Source organism: Streptomyces sp. NPDC024632, from assembly GCF_055559175.1.
In genome coordinates this window covers 46355-66117 of record NZ_JBVHLD010000010.1, presented here as the reverse complement: position 1 = coordinate 66117, position 19763 = coordinate 46355, and the positions used below count along the sequence as shown (strand labels likewise).

The 19763-nt window shown below is 73.1% G+C and carries 17 protein-coding genes and 1 tRNA gene; 9 read left to right on the top strand and 9 right to left on the bottom strand.

Annotation, left to right across the window (positions count from 1 at the left end):
- The first annotated feature begins 41 nt into the window (after window positions 1-41).
- Both ACZ37P_RS21760 and ACZ37P_RS21755 read left to right on the top strand, forming a co-directional pair.
- Window positions 42-125: transfer RNA gene (locus ACZ37P_RS21760), tRNA-Leu, on the top strand.
- Window positions 126-432: 307 nt separating this feature from the next.
- Window positions 433-1008 (top strand): TerD family protein, encoded by a 576-nt coding sequence (locus ACZ37P_RS21755; protein ID WP_355336705.1) that lies wholly within the window; start codon window positions 433-435, stop codon window positions 1006-1008.
- Between the two features lie 167 nt (window positions 1009-1175).
- Here ACZ37P_RS21755 and ACZ37P_RS21750 read toward each other — a convergent pair whose 3' ends face one another.
- Together ACZ37P_RS21750 and ACZ37P_RS21745 are read right to left on the bottom strand one after the other, a co-directional pair.
- Window positions 1176-1616, bottom strand: coding sequence for a MarR family winged helix-turn-helix transcriptional regulator (locus tag ACZ37P_RS21750; protein WP_355336706.1), 441 nt, complete (start codon window positions 1614-1616; stop codon window positions 1176-1178).
- 51 nt (window positions 1617-1667) lie between these two features.
- The gene (locus tag ACZ37P_RS21745; RefSeq protein ID WP_467348172.1) at window positions 1668-5009 is read right to left on the bottom strand and encodes an ATP-binding SpoIIE family protein phosphatase; all 3342 of its coding nucleotides are present in this window, start codon (window positions 5007-5009) and stop codon (window positions 1668-1670) included.
- A 149-nt stretch (window positions 5010-5158) separates the two neighbouring features.
- Between ACZ37P_RS21745 and ACZ37P_RS21740 the strand changes: the two genes are divergently transcribed.
- The 3 genes from ACZ37P_RS21740 (at window position 5159) to ACZ37P_RS21730 (ending at window position 8297) form a co-directional block, all read left to right on the top strand.
- Window positions 5159-6679: a DUF2252 domain-containing protein gene (locus ACZ37P_RS21740; protein ID WP_467348171.1), complete on the top strand. Its 1521-nt coding sequence runs from the start codon at window positions 5159-5161 to the stop codon at window positions 6677-6679.
- A gap of 241 nt (window positions 6680-6920) precedes the next feature.
- Window positions 6921-7745, top strand: coding sequence for a hypothetical protein (locus ACZ37P_RS21735; RefSeq protein ID WP_355336709.1), 825 nt, complete (start codon window positions 6921-6923; stop codon window positions 7743-7745).
- A 219-nt stretch (window positions 7746-7964) separates the two neighbouring features.
- Window positions 7965-8297 carry a rhodanese-like domain-containing protein gene (locus tag ACZ37P_RS21730; protein ID WP_355336710.1) on the top strand — a complete coding sequence of 111 codons (333 nt, stop codon included), beginning with the start codon at window positions 7965-7967 and terminating at the stop codon, window positions 8295-8297.
- Between the two features lie 15 nt (window positions 8298-8312).
- On the opposite strand, the gene ACZ37P_RS21725 is transcribed toward ACZ37P_RS21730, so the two are convergent.
- From ACZ37P_RS21725 to paaA, 6 genes are read right to left on the bottom strand one after another with little or no spacing between them, the layout of a single operon-like run.
- Window positions 8313-9467: an acyl-CoA dehydrogenase family protein gene (locus ACZ37P_RS21725; protein WP_467348170.1), complete on the bottom strand. Its 1155-nt coding sequence runs from the start codon at window positions 9465-9467 to the stop codon at window positions 8313-8315.
- 49 nt (window positions 9468-9516) lie between these two features.
- On the bottom strand, window positions 9517-10599 hold the full coding sequence (locus tag ACZ37P_RS21720) for a 2Fe-2S iron-sulfur cluster-binding protein (protein ID WP_355336712.1): 1083 nt from the start codon (window positions 10597-10599) through the stop codon (window positions 9517-9519).
- Complete coding sequence (paaD, locus tag ACZ37P_RS21715; protein ID WP_355336713.1) at window positions 10600-11133, bottom strand: 1,2-phenylacetyl-CoA epoxidase subunit PaaD; 534 nt, start codon at window positions 11131-11133, stop codon at window positions 10600-10602.
- A complete protein-coding gene (gene paaC, locus ACZ37P_RS21710; protein WP_467348167.1) occupies window positions 11127-11951 on the bottom strand; it encodes a 1,2-phenylacetyl-CoA epoxidase subunit PaaC in 825 nt (274 codons plus the stop codon). The genes paaD and paaC overlap by 7 nt, the downstream gene beginning before the upstream one ends.
- Window positions 11948-12244, bottom strand: coding sequence for a 1,2-phenylacetyl-CoA epoxidase subunit PaaB (paaB, locus tag ACZ37P_RS21705; protein WP_188279883.1), 297 nt, complete (start codon window positions 12242-12244; stop codon window positions 11948-11950). The genes paaC and paaB overlap by 4 nt, the downstream gene beginning before the upstream one ends.
- Window positions 12241-13242, bottom strand: a complete 1002-nt coding sequence (paaA, locus tag ACZ37P_RS21700; protein ID WP_467348165.1) for a 1,2-phenylacetyl-CoA epoxidase subunit PaaA — start codon at window positions 13240-13242, stop codon at window positions 12241-12243. Before paaA ends, paaB begins: the two co-directional genes overlap by 4 nt.
- Before the next feature lie 299 nt (window positions 13243-13541).
- Between paaA and ACZ37P_RS21695 the strand changes: the two genes are divergently transcribed.
- The 3 genes from ACZ37P_RS21695 to ACZ37P_RS21685 are packed head-to-tail and all read left to right on the top strand — an operon-like array spanning window position 13542 to window position 16431.
- Window positions 13542-14207 carry a DUF5819 family protein gene (locus tag ACZ37P_RS21695; RefSeq protein ID WP_355336715.1) on the top strand — a complete coding sequence of 222 codons (666 nt, stop codon included), beginning with the start codon at window positions 13542-13544 and terminating at the stop codon, window positions 14205-14207.
- On the top strand, window positions 14204-15508 hold the full coding sequence (locus tag ACZ37P_RS21690; RefSeq protein WP_467348163.1) for an HTTM domain-containing protein: 1305 nt from the start codon (window positions 14204-14206) through the stop codon (window positions 15506-15508). Before ACZ37P_RS21695 ends, ACZ37P_RS21690 begins: the two co-directional genes overlap by 4 nt.
- 38 nt (window positions 15509-15546) lie before the next feature.
- Window positions 15547-16431, top strand: coding sequence for a TrmH family RNA methyltransferase (locus ACZ37P_RS21685; protein WP_467348161.1), 885 nt, complete (start codon window positions 15547-15549; stop codon window positions 16429-16431).
- A gap of 9 nt (window positions 16432-16440) precedes the next feature.
- On the opposite strand, the gene paaN is transcribed toward ACZ37P_RS21685, so the two are convergent.
- Window positions 16441-18117: a phenylacetic acid degradation protein PaaN gene (gene paaN / locus ACZ37P_RS21680; RefSeq protein ID WP_467348159.1), complete on the bottom strand. Its 1677-nt coding sequence runs from the start codon at window positions 18115-18117 to the stop codon at window positions 16441-16443.
- Window positions 18118-18272: 155 nt separating this feature from the next.
- On the opposite strand from paaN, the gene ACZ37P_RS21675 reads away from it, so the two are divergent.
- Window positions 18273-19760: a 3-hydroxyacyl-CoA dehydrogenase gene (locus ACZ37P_RS21675; RefSeq protein WP_467348157.1), complete on the top strand. Its 1488-nt coding sequence runs from the start codon at window positions 18273-18275 to the stop codon at window positions 19758-19760.
- The last annotated feature ends 3 nt before the right edge of the window (window positions 19761-19763 follow it).

Below are 19763 nucleotides of genomic sequence, written 5' to 3'. Positions count from 1 at the left end.
CCGGTCCGGACCGTGTGTGAGAATCAAACGGCAACACCCATGCGCGGGTGGCGGAATAGGCAGACGCGCTGGATTCAGGTTCCAGTGCCCGAAAGGGCGTGGGGGTTCAACTCCCCCCTCGCGCACAAAGAGGTACCGACGACACGGGCCTCCGGAAGTGACGAAAGTCGCGGCCGGGGGTCCGTTTCTCATTCCCCGGCGGGCCGGCTCCGGCCGGCAGGTCGCCTTCCCCCCGCCGATCCCCGCGGATCGGTCACGGCGGACGGCCCCGCGCGGCGCATCCCGGTGACGTACTGAAGGCCCGGGGGATCGAACGGCGGCGAACGGTGGCATCGGGGCGGGAACCGGTGCAGGGTGGTGTGCGTTGGAGTCATTGGGCAAAGGAATCGTCAAGTGGCGCGGCCCGCGCCGGATTGAGCAGGGAGATACACCATGGGTGTCAGCCTCTCCAAGGGCGGCAATGTCTCACTGACCAAGGAGGCCCCCGGACTCACGGCGGTCACTGTCGGCCTGGGCTGGGACGTGCGCACGACCACCGGTTCGGACTTCGACCTGGACGCGAGCGCGCTGCTGCTCGACGCCACGGGCAAGGTCCTGTCGGACAAGCACTTCATCTTCTTCAACAATCTCAAGAGCCCGGACGGCTCCGTCGAGCACACCGGTGACAACCTCACCGGTGAGGGCGAGGGCGACGACGAGGCGGTCAAGGTCAATCTGGCCACCGTGCCCGCCGAGGTCGACAAGATCGTCTTCCCGGTCTCGATCTACGAGGGCGAGAGCCGTCAGCAGAGCTTCGGCCAGGTGCGCAACGCGTTCATCCGCGTCGTCAACCAGGCCGGCGGCGCCGAGATCGCCCGCTACGACCTCACCGAGGACGCCTCCACGGAGACCGCGATGGTCTTCGGCGAGCTGTACCGCAACGGCGCCGAGTGGAAGTTCCGGGCCGTCGGCCAGGGCTACGCCTCCGGCCTGCGCGGTATCGCCCAGGACTTCGGCGTCAACCTCTGACGTGACGCCGTCGTTTTCGACGCGGCGCTTGACGTAGAGTCGGGCTCGTAGCGGCCCCGCCCGCGACCGTGCAGGTCGCGGGCGGGGCCGTTTTCGCTTGAAGGGCCCGAGCTTTTGTGCGACGGGTCTTTTGTGAGGGGCCCTTGTAGGACGGGGCCGCCCGCGGGTTACGGCAGCGGGTGCGCCGCCGCGTCCGCGTTGTAGCGGACCAGATACGCGGCGAAGCGCGCCAGATCCTCCGGGTCCCAGGCGGCCAGCCGCTCCTGGAAGATCTCCTTGCGGCTGACCCGCGCCGCGGCCAGCGTCTCGATCCCGTGCTGCGCGAGGTGCAGCACCTGCACGCGGTGGTCGGTGGCGTCCACCCGGCGCTCGATGTACCCGAGCCGTTCCAGCGCGGCCACCTGGCGGCTGACCGTGGACTTGTCGAGCAGATAGTGCGCGGCGAGGTCCGTCGCCCGGCAGCCCTGCTGCTCCTCCAGGTGCGCGAGGATGGTGAACGACACCAGCGACAGCTCGGGGTGCATGCGCGCGGCCGTGGCACGCGCCCGGCGCGCGAAGGCGGTCAACTCCCGCTGGATGCTCTCCACGGACGCCTCCCGTGCGGACATCGCGGCCACTCCATCCCGTCTCCACCTGCGCCGTTGTGGGACGCAACGGTATCAAGCGGGCAACGGAAGTTCGAACCAGACGACCTTCCCGACCGCCTTCCTGCTGGTGCCCCAGCGCCGCGACAGATTCGACACCAGCGCCAGCCCGCGCCCCTGCTCGTCGTCGGCGTCCGCGCGCTGCAACTGGGGCAGATTGTGGTTGTCGTCGCTGACCTCGACCAGCAGCTTCCCGACCCGCATCAGCCGTAGCTCGACCTCGTACGAGGCGGCCCGGATCGCGTTGGTGACCAGCTCGCTGACCAGCAACTCCGTGGTGTCGCTGAGGCGTTCGAGGCCCCACGCGGCGAGCTGGCGGCGGGTCAGGTCGCGGGCGGTGGCGACCTCGGCGTGGTCGAGCCGCAGCGTCCACTCGGCCACGTCCCGCGGTGCGATGCCCTCGAACCGGGCGACGAGCAGCGCCACGTCGTCCCTGCGGTCCTCCGAGTGCAGGCGAGCGAGGATCTGCGCGCAGACGTCCTCGGGGGTCTGCTCCGGCTCGATGACGGTGGCGCACAGCGCGGCGAGCCCCGCGTCTATGCCCTGGCCGCGCACCTCGACGAGGCCGTCCGTGCACAGCACCAGCCAACTGCCGTCGGGTACGGGGAACTCCACCGTCTCGAACGGCACCCCGCCGACGCCGATCGGCGCGCCGCCGGGGATCTCCAGCAGCTCGGCCCGCCCGTCGTAACCGACCAGGACCGGCGGGATGTGACCGGCGTTGGCGAGCGTGAGGCTGCGGTGGATCGGGTCGTAGACGGCGTAGACGCAGGTGGCGAGGTGTTCGGTGCCGAGCCGGTGCGCCAGGTTGTCCAGGTGCCGCAGCAACTGGGCGGGCGGCAGGTCCAGGGCGGCCATGGTGATGACCGCCGTACGGAACTGGCCCATCACGGCCGCTGCCTGGAGGCCGTGGCCCATCACGTCGCCGACGATCAACGCCACGCGCCCGCCAGGCAGTTGGATGGCATCGAACCAGTCGCCGCCGACCTGGGCCTGCCGGTCGCCCGGCATGTAGTGGTGTGCGATCCGGACACCGGGAATCCGCGGCGGCCGGGTGGGCATCATCGAGCGTTGCAGTGTGGCGGCGGCGCGCGATTCCTGACGGTGCAGGCGGGCGTTGTCGATGTGGACGGCGCCGCGCGCGACGACCTCGGTGGCCGTGGCGGCGTCCCGCGCGTCGAACGGGCGGCGGCCGGGGCCGCGCAGGAAGCAGACCCGGCCCAGTACGGTGCCGCGCGCGGTGAGCGGCGCCACGATCATCGAGTGTCCGGGCAGCAGCGGGCCGAGCGCGGGCACGCCGAGGTCGAGCGCTATGTCGGGTGCGACCGAGGAGTCCACGACGGGGACGAGGACATGGTCGCCGAGCCGCGGCACGATCCCGTCGACGGCGAGCGAGAGCAACTCGCCCTCCGGCAGGGCCGTTTCCCACGGTCCGGGCGGTCCGTCGTGGCCGATGGCGACGCGCCGGACGAGGACGGTGGCGGCCGGGCGGTCGTCCTTGGGCGGCTCGGAGTCGGAGAAGAGCTGGTCCACGATCAGGACGGCCGCGAAGTCCGCGAAGCGCGGCACGGTCACCGCGCACAGCTCGCGGGCGGTGGTCTGGAGGTCGAGCGTGGAGCCGACCACCGCGCCGGTCTCGCGCAGCAGCGCCAACTGCTCGTCCAGCGCGGTGCCCGGCAGGTGGGAGGCGTAGGGGCGGCCGAGTACGTGGCCGCCGAGCGGGTGGGCGCCGGACGCGGGGCCGCCGGGTTCGGGTCCGAACGGGGCGTGTCCGTAGGGGGGTTGGCCGAAGGGGGCCTGGCCCGGTGGCGTGCCGAGCGGCTGGACGGACGGCGGGCCGCTGAGGACCGGGGCGAGGCCGGGCGCGAAGCCGGGGGCGAGACCAGGTGTGAACTCGGTCGGGGACAGCGGCTGTTGGCCGGTCAGGGCGTCCGCCGAGCCGTTGGGGCCGAGGTCGGAGGTCAGGGAGGTGAGGGAGGCGAAGGGCACGGCGGTCAGTGCCGAGGCGCTGGAACGGTCGCCTGCGGGGGCGGCCTCCGCGCCGCCGTTCGCCCCGTGGACGTACTCGGGGTCGCGGCCGGGGCCGTACGCGGCGGTGTGTCCGGGGGTCTGGTCGGGGGGCTGGTCGTGGCCGGGTCCGGGTGCGGGTCCGGGGCCGCGTTCCGCTCCGGGGCGCGGGCCGGGCAGCAACTCCCTGCGCAGGGACGGGTCCTGCTGGTCGGCGCGGGCGGCGGCGGCCATGCGGGCGTAGTCGTGCGGGGTGACCGGGAGCCGTGTGCCGCCGTCCACTTCGAGCGCCGGGGGACCGAGCGGCGCGATCTGCCGGACGAGCCGGTCGAGCCGTCCCGCGCTGACGCCGGGCAGTACGGTGCCCAGCCGGGCCGCGAGGGCCAGCGCCTGCGCCGGGTCGGCGACGCTGCCCAGGACGGCGGCCACCGAGATGTCCTGACGCTGCGGGCCTTCCGCGGTGTAGGGGAGTAAGCGACCGCCGAGCGCGATCCGCAGGCCGCCCGTGCGCAGCGGTTTGGCGTGCGCCGCGATGGCCAGCAGGCTGCGTCCGCCCGGCTCGGCGACGCGGTACGTCCACCACAGGACGTCCTTCAGCGCGCCGTCCCGGTCGGTGGCCGCGAGCGCGCCCGCCCACGCGGGCTGCGTGAGGTCGTCCAGCAGGTCGAGGGTGTCCTGGTGCGGCGAGGACGAGGTGCGCGCGACGCCCGCGGCGGACCGGGCGGGTGTCAGCAGCCCCGAGGCCCGGTGGCCGAAGACGTGATCCCAGCGGTGCCCGAACAGCTCCTCCGCGCCGCGGTTCCAGTACGAGATCCGGCCGTCGGGGTCGACGCAGAGGACGGCGAGGCGCAGCAGGGCGGCCACGCCGGTGAGGCCGTCGCCGAGGGGGCTCCGGCCGTTGGCGCTCCGGCCGCCGGGGACTTGGGTGGTGGGGCCTGGGGCGTTGGGGCCTTGGGCATGGGGACCCTGGCCGTCGGACTCTCGCGTGTGGGGACCCGGGCTGTCGTGACCTGCGCTGTCGTGACCTGCGCTGTGGGGCGCGTCGAGGCTCGTACGGACGCTGTCCGCACCGGCGTGCTCCGTACCGGCCCTGTCCGTATCGACGTCCTCCGTACGGCTGCTGGTGTCGCTGCCACCGGTCGGCGGGTGGTCGGAGGCATGGGGGTCGCGCCGTGGGTGCCGCTCGGTGCCCTGGCGCGGCCGGTCTGCCTGTGCCGACTCGTCGGCCCGGGGTTCCGGATGCTCCGGTTGGTCGTGGAGGTCCTGCTGTTCGCGCTGTTCGTAGCGGGCGGAGCGGTCCGTCCGGTGTTCTGCGTCGCTGGCTGCGGGCTGCCGGGTGATCTCGTCCAACGTCGTGCACCTGCGGTTCGGCGCTGAGTAGGGTCCTGACGTCAAGGCAAGCACGAAATCCTGTGCGGGGTCGACCTATTGGCCGGATTACCCCCGGCGGTGGGGATTTGGCGTCCGTCCGTTGACGTGGGCGGTGGGGAGGGTGACCGGTGGATTCGAGAGTGCCGCATGTGGCGGGATTCGCGCGATGGCCGCATGGGGCGTCGCCGAAGCGGGCGGGGAAGGCGCTGCGGGAGAAGGTGCCGCGCGCCGCGCACGGCCGGCCGCCCTCCGGCATGTGGCGCGACACGGCGGACGTCGTCCCTGCGGTGGCCGGCGCGCTCGCGGCGACCGCGCCCCGGACCTCGACCGCGCCCCGGACCTCGGCTGCCCCCTGGACCTCGGCTGCCCCCTGGACCTCGACCGCGCCCTGGACCTCGGCCGCGCTCCGGGCCGTCCACGACTCCAACGCGGGCCGGATACCCGAGCTGATACCGCTGCGCGTCGGCCGTATGGCCGCGAGCCCCTTCGCCTTCCTGCGCGGGTCCGCCGGGCTGATGGCCGCCGACCTCGCCGACAGCCCGGTGACCGGTGTCGGCGCGCAGATCTGCGGTGACGCGCACGCCGCGAACTTCGGCCTCTACGGCGACGCCCGCGGCCGTCTCGTCATGGACATCAACGACTTCGACGAGACCGTCGTCGGCCCCTGGGAGTGGGACGTCAAACGGCTCGCGGCCTCGCTGGTGCTGGCCGGGCGGGAGGCGGGCGCGGCCGAGGACGTGTGCCGGGCGGCGGCGTACAGCGCGGTGGGCGCGTACCGGCGGACGATGCGGCTGCTGGCGAAGCTGCCCGTGCTCGACGCGTGGAACGCCATCGCCGACGAGGAACTGGTCACCCACGCCGACGCCCGCGACCTGCTCGGCACGATCGAGCGGGTCTCGGCGAAGGCCATGGGCAACACCAGCGCCAGATTCGCGGCGAAGGCCACGGCGGCCGTGGACGGCGGCGGGCGGCGCTTCACCGACGCGCCGCCCGTGCTGCGCCGGGTCGCGGACCGCGAGGCGACGGCGGTCGCGGGCGCCCTGGACGGCTATCTGCGGACGGTCGGCGAGGACCGGCTGCCGCTGCTCGCCCGTTACTCCGTCCACGACGTGGCCTTCCGCGTCGTCGGCACCGGAAGCGTCGGCACCCGCTCGTACGTGGTGCTGCTCCTCGACCACCTGGGAGAGCCGCTGGTGCTCCAGATCAAGGAGGCCAGGGCGTCGGCGCTGCTGCCGTACGTGGCCAAGGCCGGATTTCCGGCCGGTCCGGTGGGGCACGAGGGCCGCAGAGTGGTGCTGGGCCAGAAACGTATGCAGGTGGTGAGCGACTTCCTGCTGGGGTGGACGGACGTGGACGCGGTGCCGTACCAGGTGCGGCAGTTCAGGAACCGCAAGGGCAGCGTCGATCCCGCCGGGCTGGAGCCGGGCCTGCTCGACGACTACGGGCGGATGACCGGCGCCCTGCTGGCCAGGGCGCACGCCCACAGCGCCGACCCCCGGCTGATCGCGGGCTACTGCGGCAAGGGCGAGGCGCTGGACGAGGCCGTCGCGGACTTCGCCGTCGGCTACGCGGACCGTACGGAGGCGGACCACGCGGAGCTGCTGGCGGCGGTCCGGTCGGGGCGGCTGCCGGCGGAGCTGGGGGTGTAGGGGGGTTCCCCGGCCGGGGTGTCCGGGGTGTCCGGGGCGACCGGGTTGCCGGGGGTGTCCGGGTTGCCCGGGGCGTCCGGTTGTCAGGGCGGTGTCAGGGCCGGGCGGTGCGAGCCCGTACGGGGGCGGGCGCGCGGGTCGGCGCAGGTGGGCGGGGCGCCGTGGCGTGATCCGTGCGGGCGGGCGCTGCCGCGCCCCGCGGCCCCGCGAAGATCGGTCGTGCAGGGCCTAGGCTGTCCGAGTGACGAACAGCTCAGGAACCGAGTCCTCCGCCTCTTCCGCCACCTTCGCCGGACCCTCCGAGCCCGGCTCGCAGGATCGGCTGGCGAAGGCGGTACGCGCGGCTGAGCAGGCGTTGATCGAATTCGAGATCGCGGTCGAGACCTTCCGGGTCGAGGTGGAGAACTTCTCCCGGCTGCACCACCAGCGGCTCGGCCCGATGTACGCGCGGCTGGACGAGCTGGACGCGCTGGTCGCGGAGGCCGTCGCCGCCCACAGCGGTGAGCGGGAGGACATCGAGCGCGCCTGGGAGGCCAGGGCGCTGGTGATGCCGATGCCGGGCGTCGAGGAGCTGTTCGGCGGGCTGCTCGGCACGGACGGGGTACGGCCGGTCGACGACCCGAACCCGCCGCGCCGCGTCCGCCCCGGCAAGGAGGCGCAGCGCCTCTACCGCGAGCTGGCCCGCAAGGCGCACCCCGACCTCGCCCAGGACGAGAAGGAGAAGGAGCGCCGCAGCGCCTTCATCGCCCGCGTCAACGAGGCGTACGCCTACGCCGACGAGGACACGCTGCGCGCCCTGTCCGCGGAGTGGGACGCGGGTCCCGTCGCGGACGAGGAGCTGCCGAGCGAGGCCGAGGTCCTCTACGCCCGGCTGGAGTGGCTGGCCGAACGCAAGGAGAAGCTGGCCGCCATCGCCGTCGAGCTGGACGAGAGCGCCATCGGCCAGATGATGAAGCTCTCCCCGGACGACCCCGACGCCCTCCTCAACGAGATCGCCGAACAGCTCCTGACCCAGGTCGCCCAACGCGAGGCCCGCCTGGCGGAACTGGTCCGCGACCCCGAATAGCGCCTCGCGGCCCGCTCGCACGACCCGCGCTTCCGCCCGGACGCCCCCTGCGGGCCCGGTCCCGGTGCGGGCGTCGGGGGGACCCCGGGGAATCGGGCGGGGCGGGGGGTGGTTGGGGGCTGAGGTAGGTTTTTTCGGGTCAGCCAGTGATCTGGTGAGCCAAGGTGAGCGGGTCGCGGTTTCGCGGGCCGCGATTTCGTGCCCAGGAGGCCGCGTCCGATGTTCCGCTCTGAGCTGCCCGCGGTGGATGCCGCCGCCGTACCGGCCGACGCGATCCTGCTGGACGTGCGGGAGAACGAGGAATGGGCGGCCGGTCACGCCGAGGGCGCCGTGCACATCCCGATGGGCGAGGTCGTCTCGCGGATCGGTGAGGTGCCGGAGGGCGGCCGGGTGCACGTGGTGTGCCGCGTCGGCGGTCGCTCCGCCCAGGTCGCGCAGTACCTGATCGCCCAGGGCGTGGACGCGGTGAACGTCAGCGGCGGCATGCTCGACTGGGAGGCCGCCGGCCGCCCGGTGGTGGACGGCAGCGGCAGCGACGGCTTCGTCCTGTAAGCAGCCCCGCTGGGGTCACGTGGTCAGCGGATGGGCGGCGATCAGGTCGCCCAACGCCTCCTCGTGGGCCGCGGCCGGGCCCAGCGCCAGCTCCCACTGCTTGGCCCACGCGTGGTACCGGTGCAGCGGATAGTCGGTGTCCGCGCCGAATCCGCCGTGCAGGTGCTGCGCGGTCTGTACGACCCTGCGGACGCCCTCGGCCGCCCAGATCTTTGCCACCGCCACATCACCCGCGACCGGCAGGGGTCCGGACGCCGAGGTGCTGAGCCGCCAGGCCGCCTGCCACAGGGTGGCCTCCATCGCCCGCAGGTCGATGTAACGGTCGGCGGACTGCACCGCGACCGCCTGGAACGTGGCGATCGGATACCCGAACTGCTGCCGCTTCGAGGCGTACGCGCTGGTCATCCCCAGCACCGCCTCCCCCAGCCCGAGCGCCAGCGCGCAGGTGCCGACGGTCAGCGCCTGCCGCAGCCACTCCCAGGCGCCGTCCGCGTCCAGCACATCCGTCGCGGGCACCCCCACACCGTCCAGCGTGACCTCGGCGAACCGCTCGCCGTTGGTGGAGACCTGCTCCGCCGGCGCCACCCCGTCCGCGTCCAGGGGAACGACGGCCACCACCGCCGCGCCGTCCGCCGTGTGCGCGGGCACCAGCACCAGGTCGCAGCTCCGCGCCCACGGCACCCCGGTCTGCACCCCGTCGAGCACGAAGCCGCCGCCGTCGGTGCCGCCGACGTCCACCCGCTGTGCCCGGACGGCGAGTTCGGCCCCGTCGTGCCCGCTGCGGCCGTTGGCGGCGACGGTGAGGACGGTCTCGCCGCGACCGGCCGCCGCCAGCAGCCGTTCGCGCAGGGGCGCGGAGCCGTAGCGCTGGACGGCGAGCGCCCCGGCGCAGCTCTCCAGCAGCGGGACCCGCGCCAGCACCCGCCCCGCCTCGCGCAGTACGAGGCAGAGCGCGATGGGGTCGAGCCCCGCCCCGCCGTACGCCTCGTCCAGCGTCAGGCTCAGCAGGTCGCCGTCGGCGAGCTTGCGCCACAGCGCGCGGTCGAAGTCCTCGGCGACCGCGCCGGGGGTCAGCGCGGGGCTGGGCACCCCGTCCACCGCCACCCCGGAGAAGACGGACTTCGCCGCCTCGACCGCCGCCAATTGCTCCTCGGTGAAGCCGAAGTCCACGATCCGCTCCTCCCGCCACCAATTCTGACGATGCGTCAGATTAGGGCGGTCAGGCGTCGAAGTCCACCTCGACGACGGAAGTCACCGGGTGCGACTGACAGGCCAGCACATATCCGGCCTCCGTCTCCTCGGGCTCCAGCGCGTAGTTCCGGTCCATCCGCACCTCGCCGCTGACCAGCCGCGTCCGGCAGGTCCCGCAGACCCCGCCCTTGCAGGCGTACGGGGCGTCCGACCGGTTGCGCAGCACCGTCTCCAGCACCGACTCCCCTGCCAGGGACGGCCATTGACCGCCACGGCCGTCGAGCGTCGCCCGTACGGTGCCGCCGCCGGGTATCGGCTCGGCCGCGGTGACGGCCGCCGGTACCTCGTCCACATGGAAGATCTCCTGATGGACGCGGGACCGGGGGACACCCAGCGTGCGCAGCGCCCGCTCGGCCGCGCCGACCAGTCCCAGCGGGCCGCACAGATACCAGCCGTCCACCGCCGCCACCGGCATCAGCGCCGGGAGCAGCGCCGTCAGCCGCTCCGCGTCCAGCCGCCCCGACGGCAGCCCCGCCTGCTGCTCCTCGCGGGACAGCGCGGACACCAGGTGGAAGCGGTCGGGCCAGCGGTCCTTGAGGTCCGCGACCTCCTCCAGGAACATCGTGGACGCCGCCGTACGGTCGCTGCGCACCAGGCAGAAACTCGCCCCCGGCTCACGCGCCAGCGCGGTGCCGATCTGCGACAGCACCGGTGTGATGCCGCTGCCGCCGACCACCGCGGCGAACCGCCCCGGCCTCGGCTCCAGCACGAACCGCCCCGCGGGCGTCATCACCTCCAGCACATCGCCCGCCGCCAGCTCCTTGAGCGCGTAGGTGGAGAACTCCCCCTGCTCGACCAGCCGCACCCCCACCCGCAGCGTCCGCGGCCCGGGCTCCACGCCGTCGTTCCCGACACCCTCCTCGGGCAGCACCGGGTCGCACAGCGAATACGTGCGGCGGATCTCCACCCCGTCGGCGAACCGGCGGATCGCTATGTGCTGCCCCGGCGCGTACCCGTACTCCGCGCGCAGCTCCTCGGGGACCTCGAAGGCGATGGTCACCGAGTCGTCCGTGAGCGGGCTGACCTCCGTCACCCGGAGCGGATGGAACATTCACAGCTCCTTGAAGTGGTCGAAGGGCTCGCGGCAGGACTCGCAGCGGCGCAGCGCCTTGCAGGCGGTGGACGAGAACGGGCTGAGCAGCCGGGTGTCGGTGGAGCCGCAGTGCGGGCAGCGCACGGTCAGCTCCACGGCGACGGGCCCGCCGCCCGCCGGTCGCGCGCCGGCCAGCGGGCGCGGCGGCGCCACACCGTGCTCGGCGAGCTTGCGGCGGCCCTCCGCGCTGATCGCGTCGGTCGACCAGGCGGGGGAGAGCACGGTGCGCACCTCGACGTCCGACATGCCGTGCTCGGTCAGCACCTCGGTGATGTCGGTGGCCATCGTGTCCAGCGCCGGGCAGCCCGTCCACGTCGGCGTCAGCTCGACCTCGACCCGGCCGGGCCCGGTCACCCGCAGGTCGCGCAGCACCCCCAGCTCGGCCAGCGAGATCACCGGCAGCTCGGGATCCGGCACGGCTCCGGCCAGCCGCAGCAGCTCCTTCTCCAGCGCGCTCGTCGCCCCGGCGGCGGGCGCGCTCCCGGTCACCATGACGCACCCGGGTGAGCGCGGTGCAGGTGCTGCATCTCGGCGAGCATCCGGCCGAACGCCTCGGTGTGCACACCCTGCCGTCCGGCCCCCGCCGACCACGGCGTCCGGTCGACGCCCTGGGGTATCTCCAGCGTGGCCCGGTGCAGGACGTCGGTGACGCGCTCCAGCCACGGCTCACGCAGCGCCGGAAGGTCGGTGCCGAGCCCGTCGAGCGGTTCGAACAGCTCCCCGGTGTAGCGCCACAGGCCGTCCACCGCGCGCTGCGTGCGCCGGTGACTCTCCTCGGTGCCGTCGCCCAGCCGCAGCGTCCAGTGCTCGGCGTGGTCGCGGTGGTAGGCGACCTCCTTCACCGCTTTCGCGGCCAGCGGCGCCAGCTCGCCGTCCCCGGCCGCCAGGGCGGTGAACAGCAGTTCCTGGTGGACGGAGAAGAAGAGCTGCCGCACGATCGTCTCGGCGAAGTCCCCGTTGGGCCGCTCCACGAGCTGCACATTGCGGAATTCGTGCTCCTCGCGGCCGAACGCCAGCTCGTCCTCGTCGCCGACCAGCGAGAGCAGGGTGCGGGCCTGCCCCAGCAGGTCGAGCGCGATATTGGTGAGGGCGACGTCCTCCTCAAGGACCGGCGCGTTCCCCGCCCACTCCCCCAGCCGCTGGGCGAGCACGAGCGCGTCGTCGCCCAGCGCGAGCGCGGCGGGGGCGGAGGCCCGTGCGGGGCGCGCCGCGGTGGCCGATGCCGTGGTCGTAGAAGAGGCCGTAGCCGTAGCCGTAGCCGTAGCCGTAGCCGAGGCCGGGGCCGGTGCGGGGTTCGGTGCCGTGTTCACAGGTGCTTCACCCCTTCCGGGATCTCGTAGAACGTCGGGTGCCGGTACGGCTTGTCGGAGGCCGACTCGAAGAAAGGGTCCTTCTCGTCGGGGGAGGAGGCGGTGACCGCGGACGACGGCACCACCCAGATCGAGACGCCCTCGGCCCGCCGGGTGTAGAGATCCCGCGCGTTGCGCAGCGCCATCTCCGCGTCGGGCGCGTGCAGGCTGCCCGCGTGGCTGTGGCTCAGACCGCGGCGGCTGCGGACGAAGACCTCCCACAGCGGCCAGTCGCCGCCCGTCTGCTCGGTCATGCCCGTGCCTCCCCGTGCTTGGCCGCGTATGCGGTGGCCGCCTCCCGGACCCAGGCGCCGTTGTCGTGTGCGGCGCGGCGCCGGTCGATCCGCTCCTCATTGCACGGCCCGTTGCCGCGCAGCACCTCCTGGAACTCCGTCCAGTCGATCGCCCCGTAGTCGTAGCCGCCCCGCGACTCGTTCCACCGCAGGTCGGGGTCGGGGAGGGTGAGCCCCAGCACCTCGGCCTGCGGGACGCAGATGTCCACGAAGCGCTGCCGCAGCTCGTCGTTGGAGTGCCGCTTGATCTTCCAGGCCATGGACTGGGCGGAGTGCGCGGACTCGTCGTCGGGCGGGCCGAACATCATCAGCGAGGGCCACCACCAGCGGTCCACCGCGTCCTGCGCCATCGCGTGCTGCGCCGGGGTGCCGCGGCTGAGCGTCAGCAGCAGCTCGTAGCCCTGCCGCTGGTGGAAGGACTCCTCCTTGCAGATCCGCACCATCGCGCGGGCGTAGGGACCGTAGGAGCAGCGGCACAGCGGCACCTGGTTGGTGATCGCGGCGCCGTCCACCAGCCAGCCGATGGCGCCGACGTCAGCCCAGCTCAGGGTGGGGTAGTTGAAGATCGAGGAGTAGCGCTGGCGGCCCGCGTGCAGCTTGTCGAGCAGCTCCTCGCGGCTGACTCCGAGGGTTTCCGCGGCGCTGTACAGATAGAGCCCGTGCCCGGCCTCGTCCTGCACCTTGGCCATCAGGATCGCCTTGCGGCGCAGCGAGGGCGCGCGGCTGATCCAGTTGGCCTCCGGCTGCATCCCGATGATTTCGGAGTGCGCGTGCTGGGCCATCTGGCGGACGAGGGTGGCGCGGTAGGCGTCCGGCATCCAGTCGCGCGGCTCGATCCTGGCGTCCTCGGCCACCGCGGCGTCGAACGCGGCCAGGAAGGCGTCCTGCCCTGCCGCCACCGCCTCCCCTGCCGCCACCGCCTCCCCTGCGGTCGCCGCCGGCTCTGCCGTCGTCGTCATGCGGACCCCTCCTTCGTCATCACCGTCATCGGTGCCATCAGGCGTGCCACTCGGGCTTCGGCGCGGGTTCGGCCATCCGTCCCGTCGCCGTCACCGGCTCCATCGGACGACCGGCCGGCCGACTCCTCAACCGACCGACCGATCGTTCGGTTCATTCCATGGTCGGTGGCGGGCCGAAGGGTGTCAAGGCCACCTCCCGCGCCTGTGGATAACTCGGTATGGTCCCCGCCGGGACCTGCGGTGGGTAGCGTGCTGCCCGGCAGGCGTGCGTGCCCGGCACGGGTGAGAGCGGAGAGACGATGGAGTCATTCGAGGGGCCGCCGCCCCGGACCGCGGCGCTGTCCACGCCCGCGCGCATAGCCGTCGCCCTGGCGATCGGCGCGGTCGTCGTGGGCGCGCTGTACCACCTCGGCATGGTGTTCCTGCACGTCGCGCCCTCGAACACACTCAGCAGGGAGCACGGCGCGGCGGTCGACGACTACGTCTATCCGGAGTTCGAGCAGAACTGGAAGCTGTTCGCGCCCGACCCGCTGCAACAGAACATCCATGTGCAGGCCCGCGCCGAGGTCCGCAAGCCCGACGGCAGCCTCTCCACCACCGGCTGGGTCGACCTCACCGCGATGGACGTCGCCGCGATGCGGCACAACCCCGCCCCCAGCCACACCCAGCAGAACGAGCTGCGCCGCGCCTGGAGCTTCTACACCGACACCCACGACGACAAGGAGCAGCCCACCGGCGGCGACCGCAGCGACATGAGCCGTACGTATCTCCAGCGGATTTTGCAGGAGCGTTTCGGCCCGCGGCTCAACGGCGGTGATGTCGTCCGCGTGCAGGCACGTTCCGCCACCACCGCGGTCCCGCCGCCGTCGGGCAACGGGCAGCAGACCGGCACCCAGCCCTACTACCGGGAACTGCCCTGGTGGCCGGTCACCACCGCGCCCGCCGGTCAGGAGAACGCATCGTGAGCGCGCGCGACTCCTTCGTCCCCTCGCCGTTCGCCGGACTCGGCAAAGGACTCGACCGCGCCGTCGCGCGGGGGATCAACGCCATCACCGGCCGGGCCATCGGCCCGTACCAGAGCGCGATCATCCGGATCGGCTTCTCGCTGACCTGGCTGCTGTTCCTGCTGCGCGAATTCCCGCACCGCGCCGAGCTGTACGGCCCCGACGCGCCCTGGAGCTGGGACCTCGCCAAGCGGCTGGTCGCCGGGAACCACGCCTTCACCGTGCTGCTGTGGAACGACGGCCGCGCCTGGTTCGAGTGCGTCTACGCCTTCGCGATCGTCGCCAGCGCGATGCTGCTCCTGGGCTGGCGGACCCGTACCGCGTCGGTGTTCTTCATGATCGGCGTGCTGTCGCTCCAGAACCGCAGCGTCTTCGAGGGCGACGGCGGCGACAACGTCATCCACCTGATGGCGATCTACCTCGTCTTCACCCGCTGCGGCCAGGTCTGGTCGCTCGACCGGCGCCGCGCGGCCCGCGGGGAGGCGGCCGAGGCGGGTGCCGGACCGTCGGCCGTTTCCGCGTCCGACGCGGAGCCGGGCGCCGATCCGGTCGGCGTCGCCCTGTGGGCGGTGTTCGGCTTCGCGCTCGTGGCGGCGACGCTGTTCGGCAAGCTCAGCACCGGATGGGCGGTGCTGTTCTGGCTCTTCTGGCTGGTCCAGGCGCTGTGGTGGGCGGTGCGGCGGGTCGCGCCCGGCGAGCCGCGCACCGTGCTCGACATCATCGCCAACGTCATCCACAACGGCGCGATGCTCGTGATCGTCGCCGAGGTCTGCCTGATCTACTCCACCGCGGGCTGGTACAAGATCCAGGGCAGCCGCTGGCAGGACGGCACCGCGCTCTACTACCCGCTCCATCTGGACGACTTCACCCCGTGGCCCGCCCTGTCGCACGCCCTGGCGGGCAATGAGCTGATGGTCATGCTCATCACCTACGGCACGGTCATCGTCCAGGTCGCCTTCCCCTTCACCCTGTTCAACCGCCGGGTGAAGAACGTGCTGCTGGTCGCGATGATGCTGGAGCACGCCTCGATTGCCGTCGTGCTCGGCCTGCCCTTCTTCTCGCTCGCGATGATCGCCGCCGACGCGGTGTTCCTGCCGACGGCCTTCCTGGTCTGGGCCGGGGACCGGCTCGTACGGCGGCTGCGGCCGGGTGCCGCGCGCCCGCGGCCGGTGGTCCACGGGCAGCGCACCGCCCCCGACGACGCGTCCGCCGGGCCGGGGGAACCGGCCGTGGGACCACCGCCGCCCAGCGCCGTGACATGACGTGATCGGGCAGGCGGGCCGCACCGTACGCTGAGGCCATGACCGAGGACGAGGCCGCCCACCGACCCGGCGCCGCAGCCGAACCCGACCCGGCGACCGAAGCCGCTCAGGCCACCGGGGCCGTTCAGGCCACCGGGGCCGACGCGGCCACCGCAAGCGCCACGGCCGCCGTCCTCGCCTGGCAGGCCGCCGCGCCGGACGCGGTGCTGCTCGACGGCTTCCACGCCCTCAAGCACGCGCTGCGCTTCGGCGCCGGCGTGCGCACCGCGGTCAGCAGCGACAAGGCGGCCGTGCTGCGCCTCGCGGCGGAGCTGGCCCCCGACCTGGCCGAGGAGTTGGCGGCGGGCGTCACCGAGATCCCCGCCGCGGCGCTGCGCGGGCTGGTGACGCGGGTGCACCCCACCGCGGTGGCCGCGCTCGCCGACCGGCGCGACCGGGCGGCCAATCTGGCACTGCTGGCCGAACGGCCCCGGCAGGCACCGGTCGTCGTCCTGGACAGCCCGCGCAATCTCGGCAACGTCGGGGCGGTGATCCGGCTGGCGGCCGGATTCGGCGTCACCGGCGTGGTCAGCACCGGAGATCTCGACCCCTGGCACCCCAACGCCCTGCGTGCGGGCGCCGGACTGCACTACGCGACCGCGGTGGAACGTACGGCCGCCGACGCGCTGCCGCCGGGACCGCTGTACGTCCTCGACCCGGAGGGCAAGGACATCCGCTCCGTCGAACTCCCCGACGACGCGCTCATCGTCTTCGGCTCGGAGCGGCACGGCGTCTCCGACGAACTGCGCGGACGCGCCGCCGAGTTGGTCGCCCTGCCGATGCGTCCGCAGGTCTCCAGCTACAACCTGGCCACCAGCGTCGGCATGGCGCTCTTCCACTGGGCGGCCACGTCCCGCTCGCCGCGGGTACCCGGCCGCCCCTGAACCCCGCGATCAGGCGGGCCGCCGCACCTCCACCATCCGGAAGCGGCTCGCGACGAACGCGCCGTCGCACAGCGCCGCGTTGGCCGCCGGATTGCCGCCGGAGCCGTGGAAGTCGGAGAAGGCGGCCGTCTGGTTGACGTACACACCGCCGGTCAGATTGAGCGAGAGCTGCGCGCACTCCTCCCAGCAGACCTCCTCCAGGCCGCGCTCCACCTCGGCGGAGGTGGTGTAGCCGCCGACCGTCATCGCGCCCTTGTCGCGGACGGTACGGCGCAGCAGCTCCAGCGCGTCGGCGGTCGAGTCCACGGCCACGGCGAAGGCGACCGGGCCGAAGCACTCCGACAGATACGCCGCCTCGGCGTCCGGCTTGGCGCCGTCGAGCTTGACCAGCACCGGGGTGCGGACGACCGCGTCGGGGAAGTCCGGGTGGGTCACCGAGCGGGAGGCGAGGGCGACTTCGCCCAGCCCGGGGGCAGCGTCGAGCCGTGTCTTGACGTCCGGATTCACCAGGGCGCCGAGCAGCGCGTTGGCCCGCGCGTCGTCGCCGAGCAGCCCGTCGACCGCGCCCGCGATGTCGGCGACCACCTCGTCGTAGCTCCGCCGTCCGGCGTCGGTGTCGATGCCGTCGCGCGGGATCAGCAGATTCTGCGGGGTGGTGCACATCTGGCCGCTGTAGAGGGACAGCGAGAAGGCGAGGTTGGAGAGCATGCCGCGGTAGTCGTCGGTGGAGTCGATCACCACGGTGTTGACGCCGGCCTTCTCGGTGAAGACCTGCGCCTGGCGGGCGTTGGCCTCCAGCCAGTCGCCGAAGGCGGTGGAGCCGGTGTAGTCGATGACCCGGACCTCGGGGCGCAGGGCCAGGGTCTTGGCCAGGCCCTCGCCGGGCCGCTCGACGGCCAGGCACACCAGGTCGGGCGAGAAGCCCGCCTCGGCCAGCACCTCGCGCGCCACCCGTACGGTCAGGGCCAGCGGCAGCACCGCGCGTGGGTGCGGCTTGACCAGCACCGCGTTGCCGGTGGCCAGGGAGGCGAAGAGCCCCGGATAGCCGTTCCACGTCGGGAAGGTGTTGCAGCCGATCACCAGGCCGATGCCGCGCGGCACCGCGGTGAAGGACTTCCGCAGATTGAGCGGGTCGCGCTTGCCCTGCGGCTTGATCCACTCCGCGGTCTCCGGGGTGCGGACCTGCTCCACGTACGCGTACGCCACCGCTTCGAGGCCGCGGTCCTGCGCGTGCGGGCCGCCGGCCTGGAAGGACATCGTGAACGCCTGCCCGGAGGTGTGCATCACGGCGTGCGCGAACTCGTGCGTCCGCGCGTTGATCCGCGCCAGGATCTCCAGGCACACCATGGCGCGCGCCTCGGGTCCCGCGTCCCGCCAGGCGGGCATCGCGGCGCGCATCGCGGGCAGCAGCACGTCCGGATCGGGGTGCGGGTACTCCACGCCGAGGTCCGGGCCGTACGGGGAGCGCTCGGTGCCCGTCCAGCCGTCCGTGCCGGGCTGGTCCAGCTCGAAGCGGTGGCCGAGCAGCGCGTCGAAGGCGGCCTTGCCCTCGTCGGCGTCGGCGTACGCCTTGGGGTGCTCGGGGTAGGGCGACCAGTACGCCCGGGTCCTGACGGCATCGAGCGCCTTGTCAAGCGTGTCACGATGGCGTTCGATCAAGGTCACGGCGGAGACAGTGGCGGACATGGCGGACCAACTCCTCGTCGAGCTGGGCTGAGTAGCAGAGACAACGCTAGATTAACCGAATGTTCGGTCGGGACAAGAGGGACGTCCCGGCCTGTGGATAACTCGGAAAGACCCGGCAGGATCTCGGCAGTACCTCGGGAAGGAGCTGTGCCACCGTGACCGCACTTGACCGCGGCGGTGTCGTCGCCGTCGTCGGCGCAGGCACCATGGGCCAGGGAATCGCGCAGGTCGCGCTGCTCGCGGGGCACCGCGTGCTGCTGTACGACGCCGCGCCGGGACTGGCCGCGAAGGCCGCGGCGGGCGTCGGGGCGCGGCTGGCCCGGCTGGCCGAGAAGGGCCGCCTCGACACGGCCGAACACCGGGCCGCGCTGGACCGGCTCGTCCCCGCCGACGGCATCGCGGACCTGGCACCGGCCGCGCTCGTCGTCGAGGCCGTCGTGGAGGATCTGGCCGTCAAGCGGCGGCTCTTCGCCGAACTGGAGGAGACCGTCGGCGACGGCTGCCTGCTGGCGACCAACACCTCCTCCCTGTCGGTGACCGCCGTCGCGGGCGCCCTGCGGCTGCCCGGCCGCCTCGTCGGCCTGCACTTCTTCAATCCGGCCCCGCTGCTCCCGCTGGTCGAGGTCGTCGCGGGCGCCGCCTCGGACCCCGCAGCCGTCGACACCGCCTACGACACGGCCGCCGCCTGGGGTAAGACCCCGGTGCGCTGCGCCGACACCCCGGGCTTCATCGTCAACCGGATCGCCCGTCCCTTCTACGCCGAGGCCCTGCGCGTCCACGAGGAGCGGGCCGCGGACCCCGCCACCATCGACGCGGTGCTGCGCGAATGCGGCGGCTTCGCCATGGGCCCCTTCGCGCTCACCGACCTGATCGGCCAGGACGTGAACGAGGCGGTCACCAGATCGGTGTGGGAGTCGTTCTTCCACGACCCCAAATTCACGCCGTCGCTCGCCCAGCGCCGCCTGGTGGAGTCCGGCCGCCTCGGCCGCAAGACGGGCCGCGGCTGGTTCGTGTACGAACCGGCGCCGGAGCCCGGTGCCGCGCCCGGACCGCACACCGCGGAGCCCGCGGACGCGCCGCGGCGCGTGGTGCACGGCGATCTGGGTCCCGCGCAGGCCCTCGTCGGCCTGGTGCGCGCGGCCGGGATCGAGGTCACCGAGGACGACGGCGTCCAGGGCTTCGAGCTGAGTGACGGAACGTATCTCTACCCGGCGGACGGCACCCTGGAGCCGGGTATCCAGTTCGACCTGGCGGCCGATTACACGACGGCCACCAGGATGGCGCTCGCGCGGACCCCGGAGGTGCCGGACGCGGCGCTCGCGGAGGCCGTCGGGCTCTTCCAGGCGCTCGGCAAGCAGGTCAGCGTCATCCGGCTGGTCCCCGGACTGATCGTGGCGCGGACGGTCGCGATGCTGGTGGACCTCGCGGCCGACGCCGTCGCCAAGGAAGTGGCGTCCGCCGCCGATGTCGACACCGCCATGCGCCTCGGTGTGAACTACCCGCTGGGCCCGCTGCAATGGGGCGAGCGGCTCTCCCTGTCCTGGGTGCGCGAAACGCTGGAGTCGCTGCACTCGTACTACCCCAACGGCCGTTACGCGCCTTCGGTCGAAGTGCTGTGGCGCGCGAGGGCGGAGGAAGAATGATCT

What these genes read in the sequence shown, in the direction of transcription:
- ACZ37P_RS21720 (WP_355336712.1), bottom strand. Translation starts at nt 10,599, where the DNA reads ATGTTCCATCCGCTCCGGGTGACGGAGGTCAGCCCGCTCACGGACGAC.
- paaB (WP_188279883.1), bottom strand. Translation starts at nt 12,244, where the DNA reads ATGACCGAGCAGACGGGCGGCGACTGGCCGCTGTGGGAGGTCTTCGTC.
- paaA (WP_467348165.1), bottom strand. Translation starts at nt 13,242, where the DNA reads ATGACGACGACGGCAGAGCCGGCGGCGACCGCAGGGGAGGCGGTGGCG.
- ACZ37P_RS21695 (WP_355336715.1), top strand. Translation starts at nt 13,542, where the DNA reads ATGGAGTCATTCGAGGGGCCGCCGCCCCGGACCGCGGCGCTGTCCACG.
- ACZ37P_RS21730 (WP_355336710.1), top strand. Translation starts at nt 7,965, where the DNA reads ATGTTCCGCTCTGAGCTGCCCGCGGTGGATGCCGCCGCCGTACCGGCC.
- paaN (WP_467348159.1), bottom strand. Translation starts at nt 18,117, where the DNA reads ATGTCCGCCACTGTCTCCGCCGTGACCTTGATCGAACGCCATCGTGAC.
- paaD (WP_355336713.1), bottom strand. Translation starts at nt 11,133, where the DNA reads ATGGTGACCGGGAGCGCGCCCGCCGCCGGGGCGACGAGCGCGCTGGAG.
- ACZ37P_RS21685 (WP_467348161.1), top strand. Translation starts at nt 15,547, where the DNA reads ATGACCGAGGACGAGGCCGCCCACCGACCCGGCGCCGCAGCCGAACCC.
- ACZ37P_RS21750 (WP_355336706.1), bottom strand. Translation starts at nt 1,616, where the DNA reads ATGTCCGCACGGGAGGCGTCCGTGGAGAGCATCCAGCGGGAGTTGACC.
- ACZ37P_RS21755 (WP_355336705.1), top strand. Translation starts at nt 433, where the DNA reads ATGGGTGTCAGCCTCTCCAAGGGCGGCAATGTCTCACTGACCAAGGAG.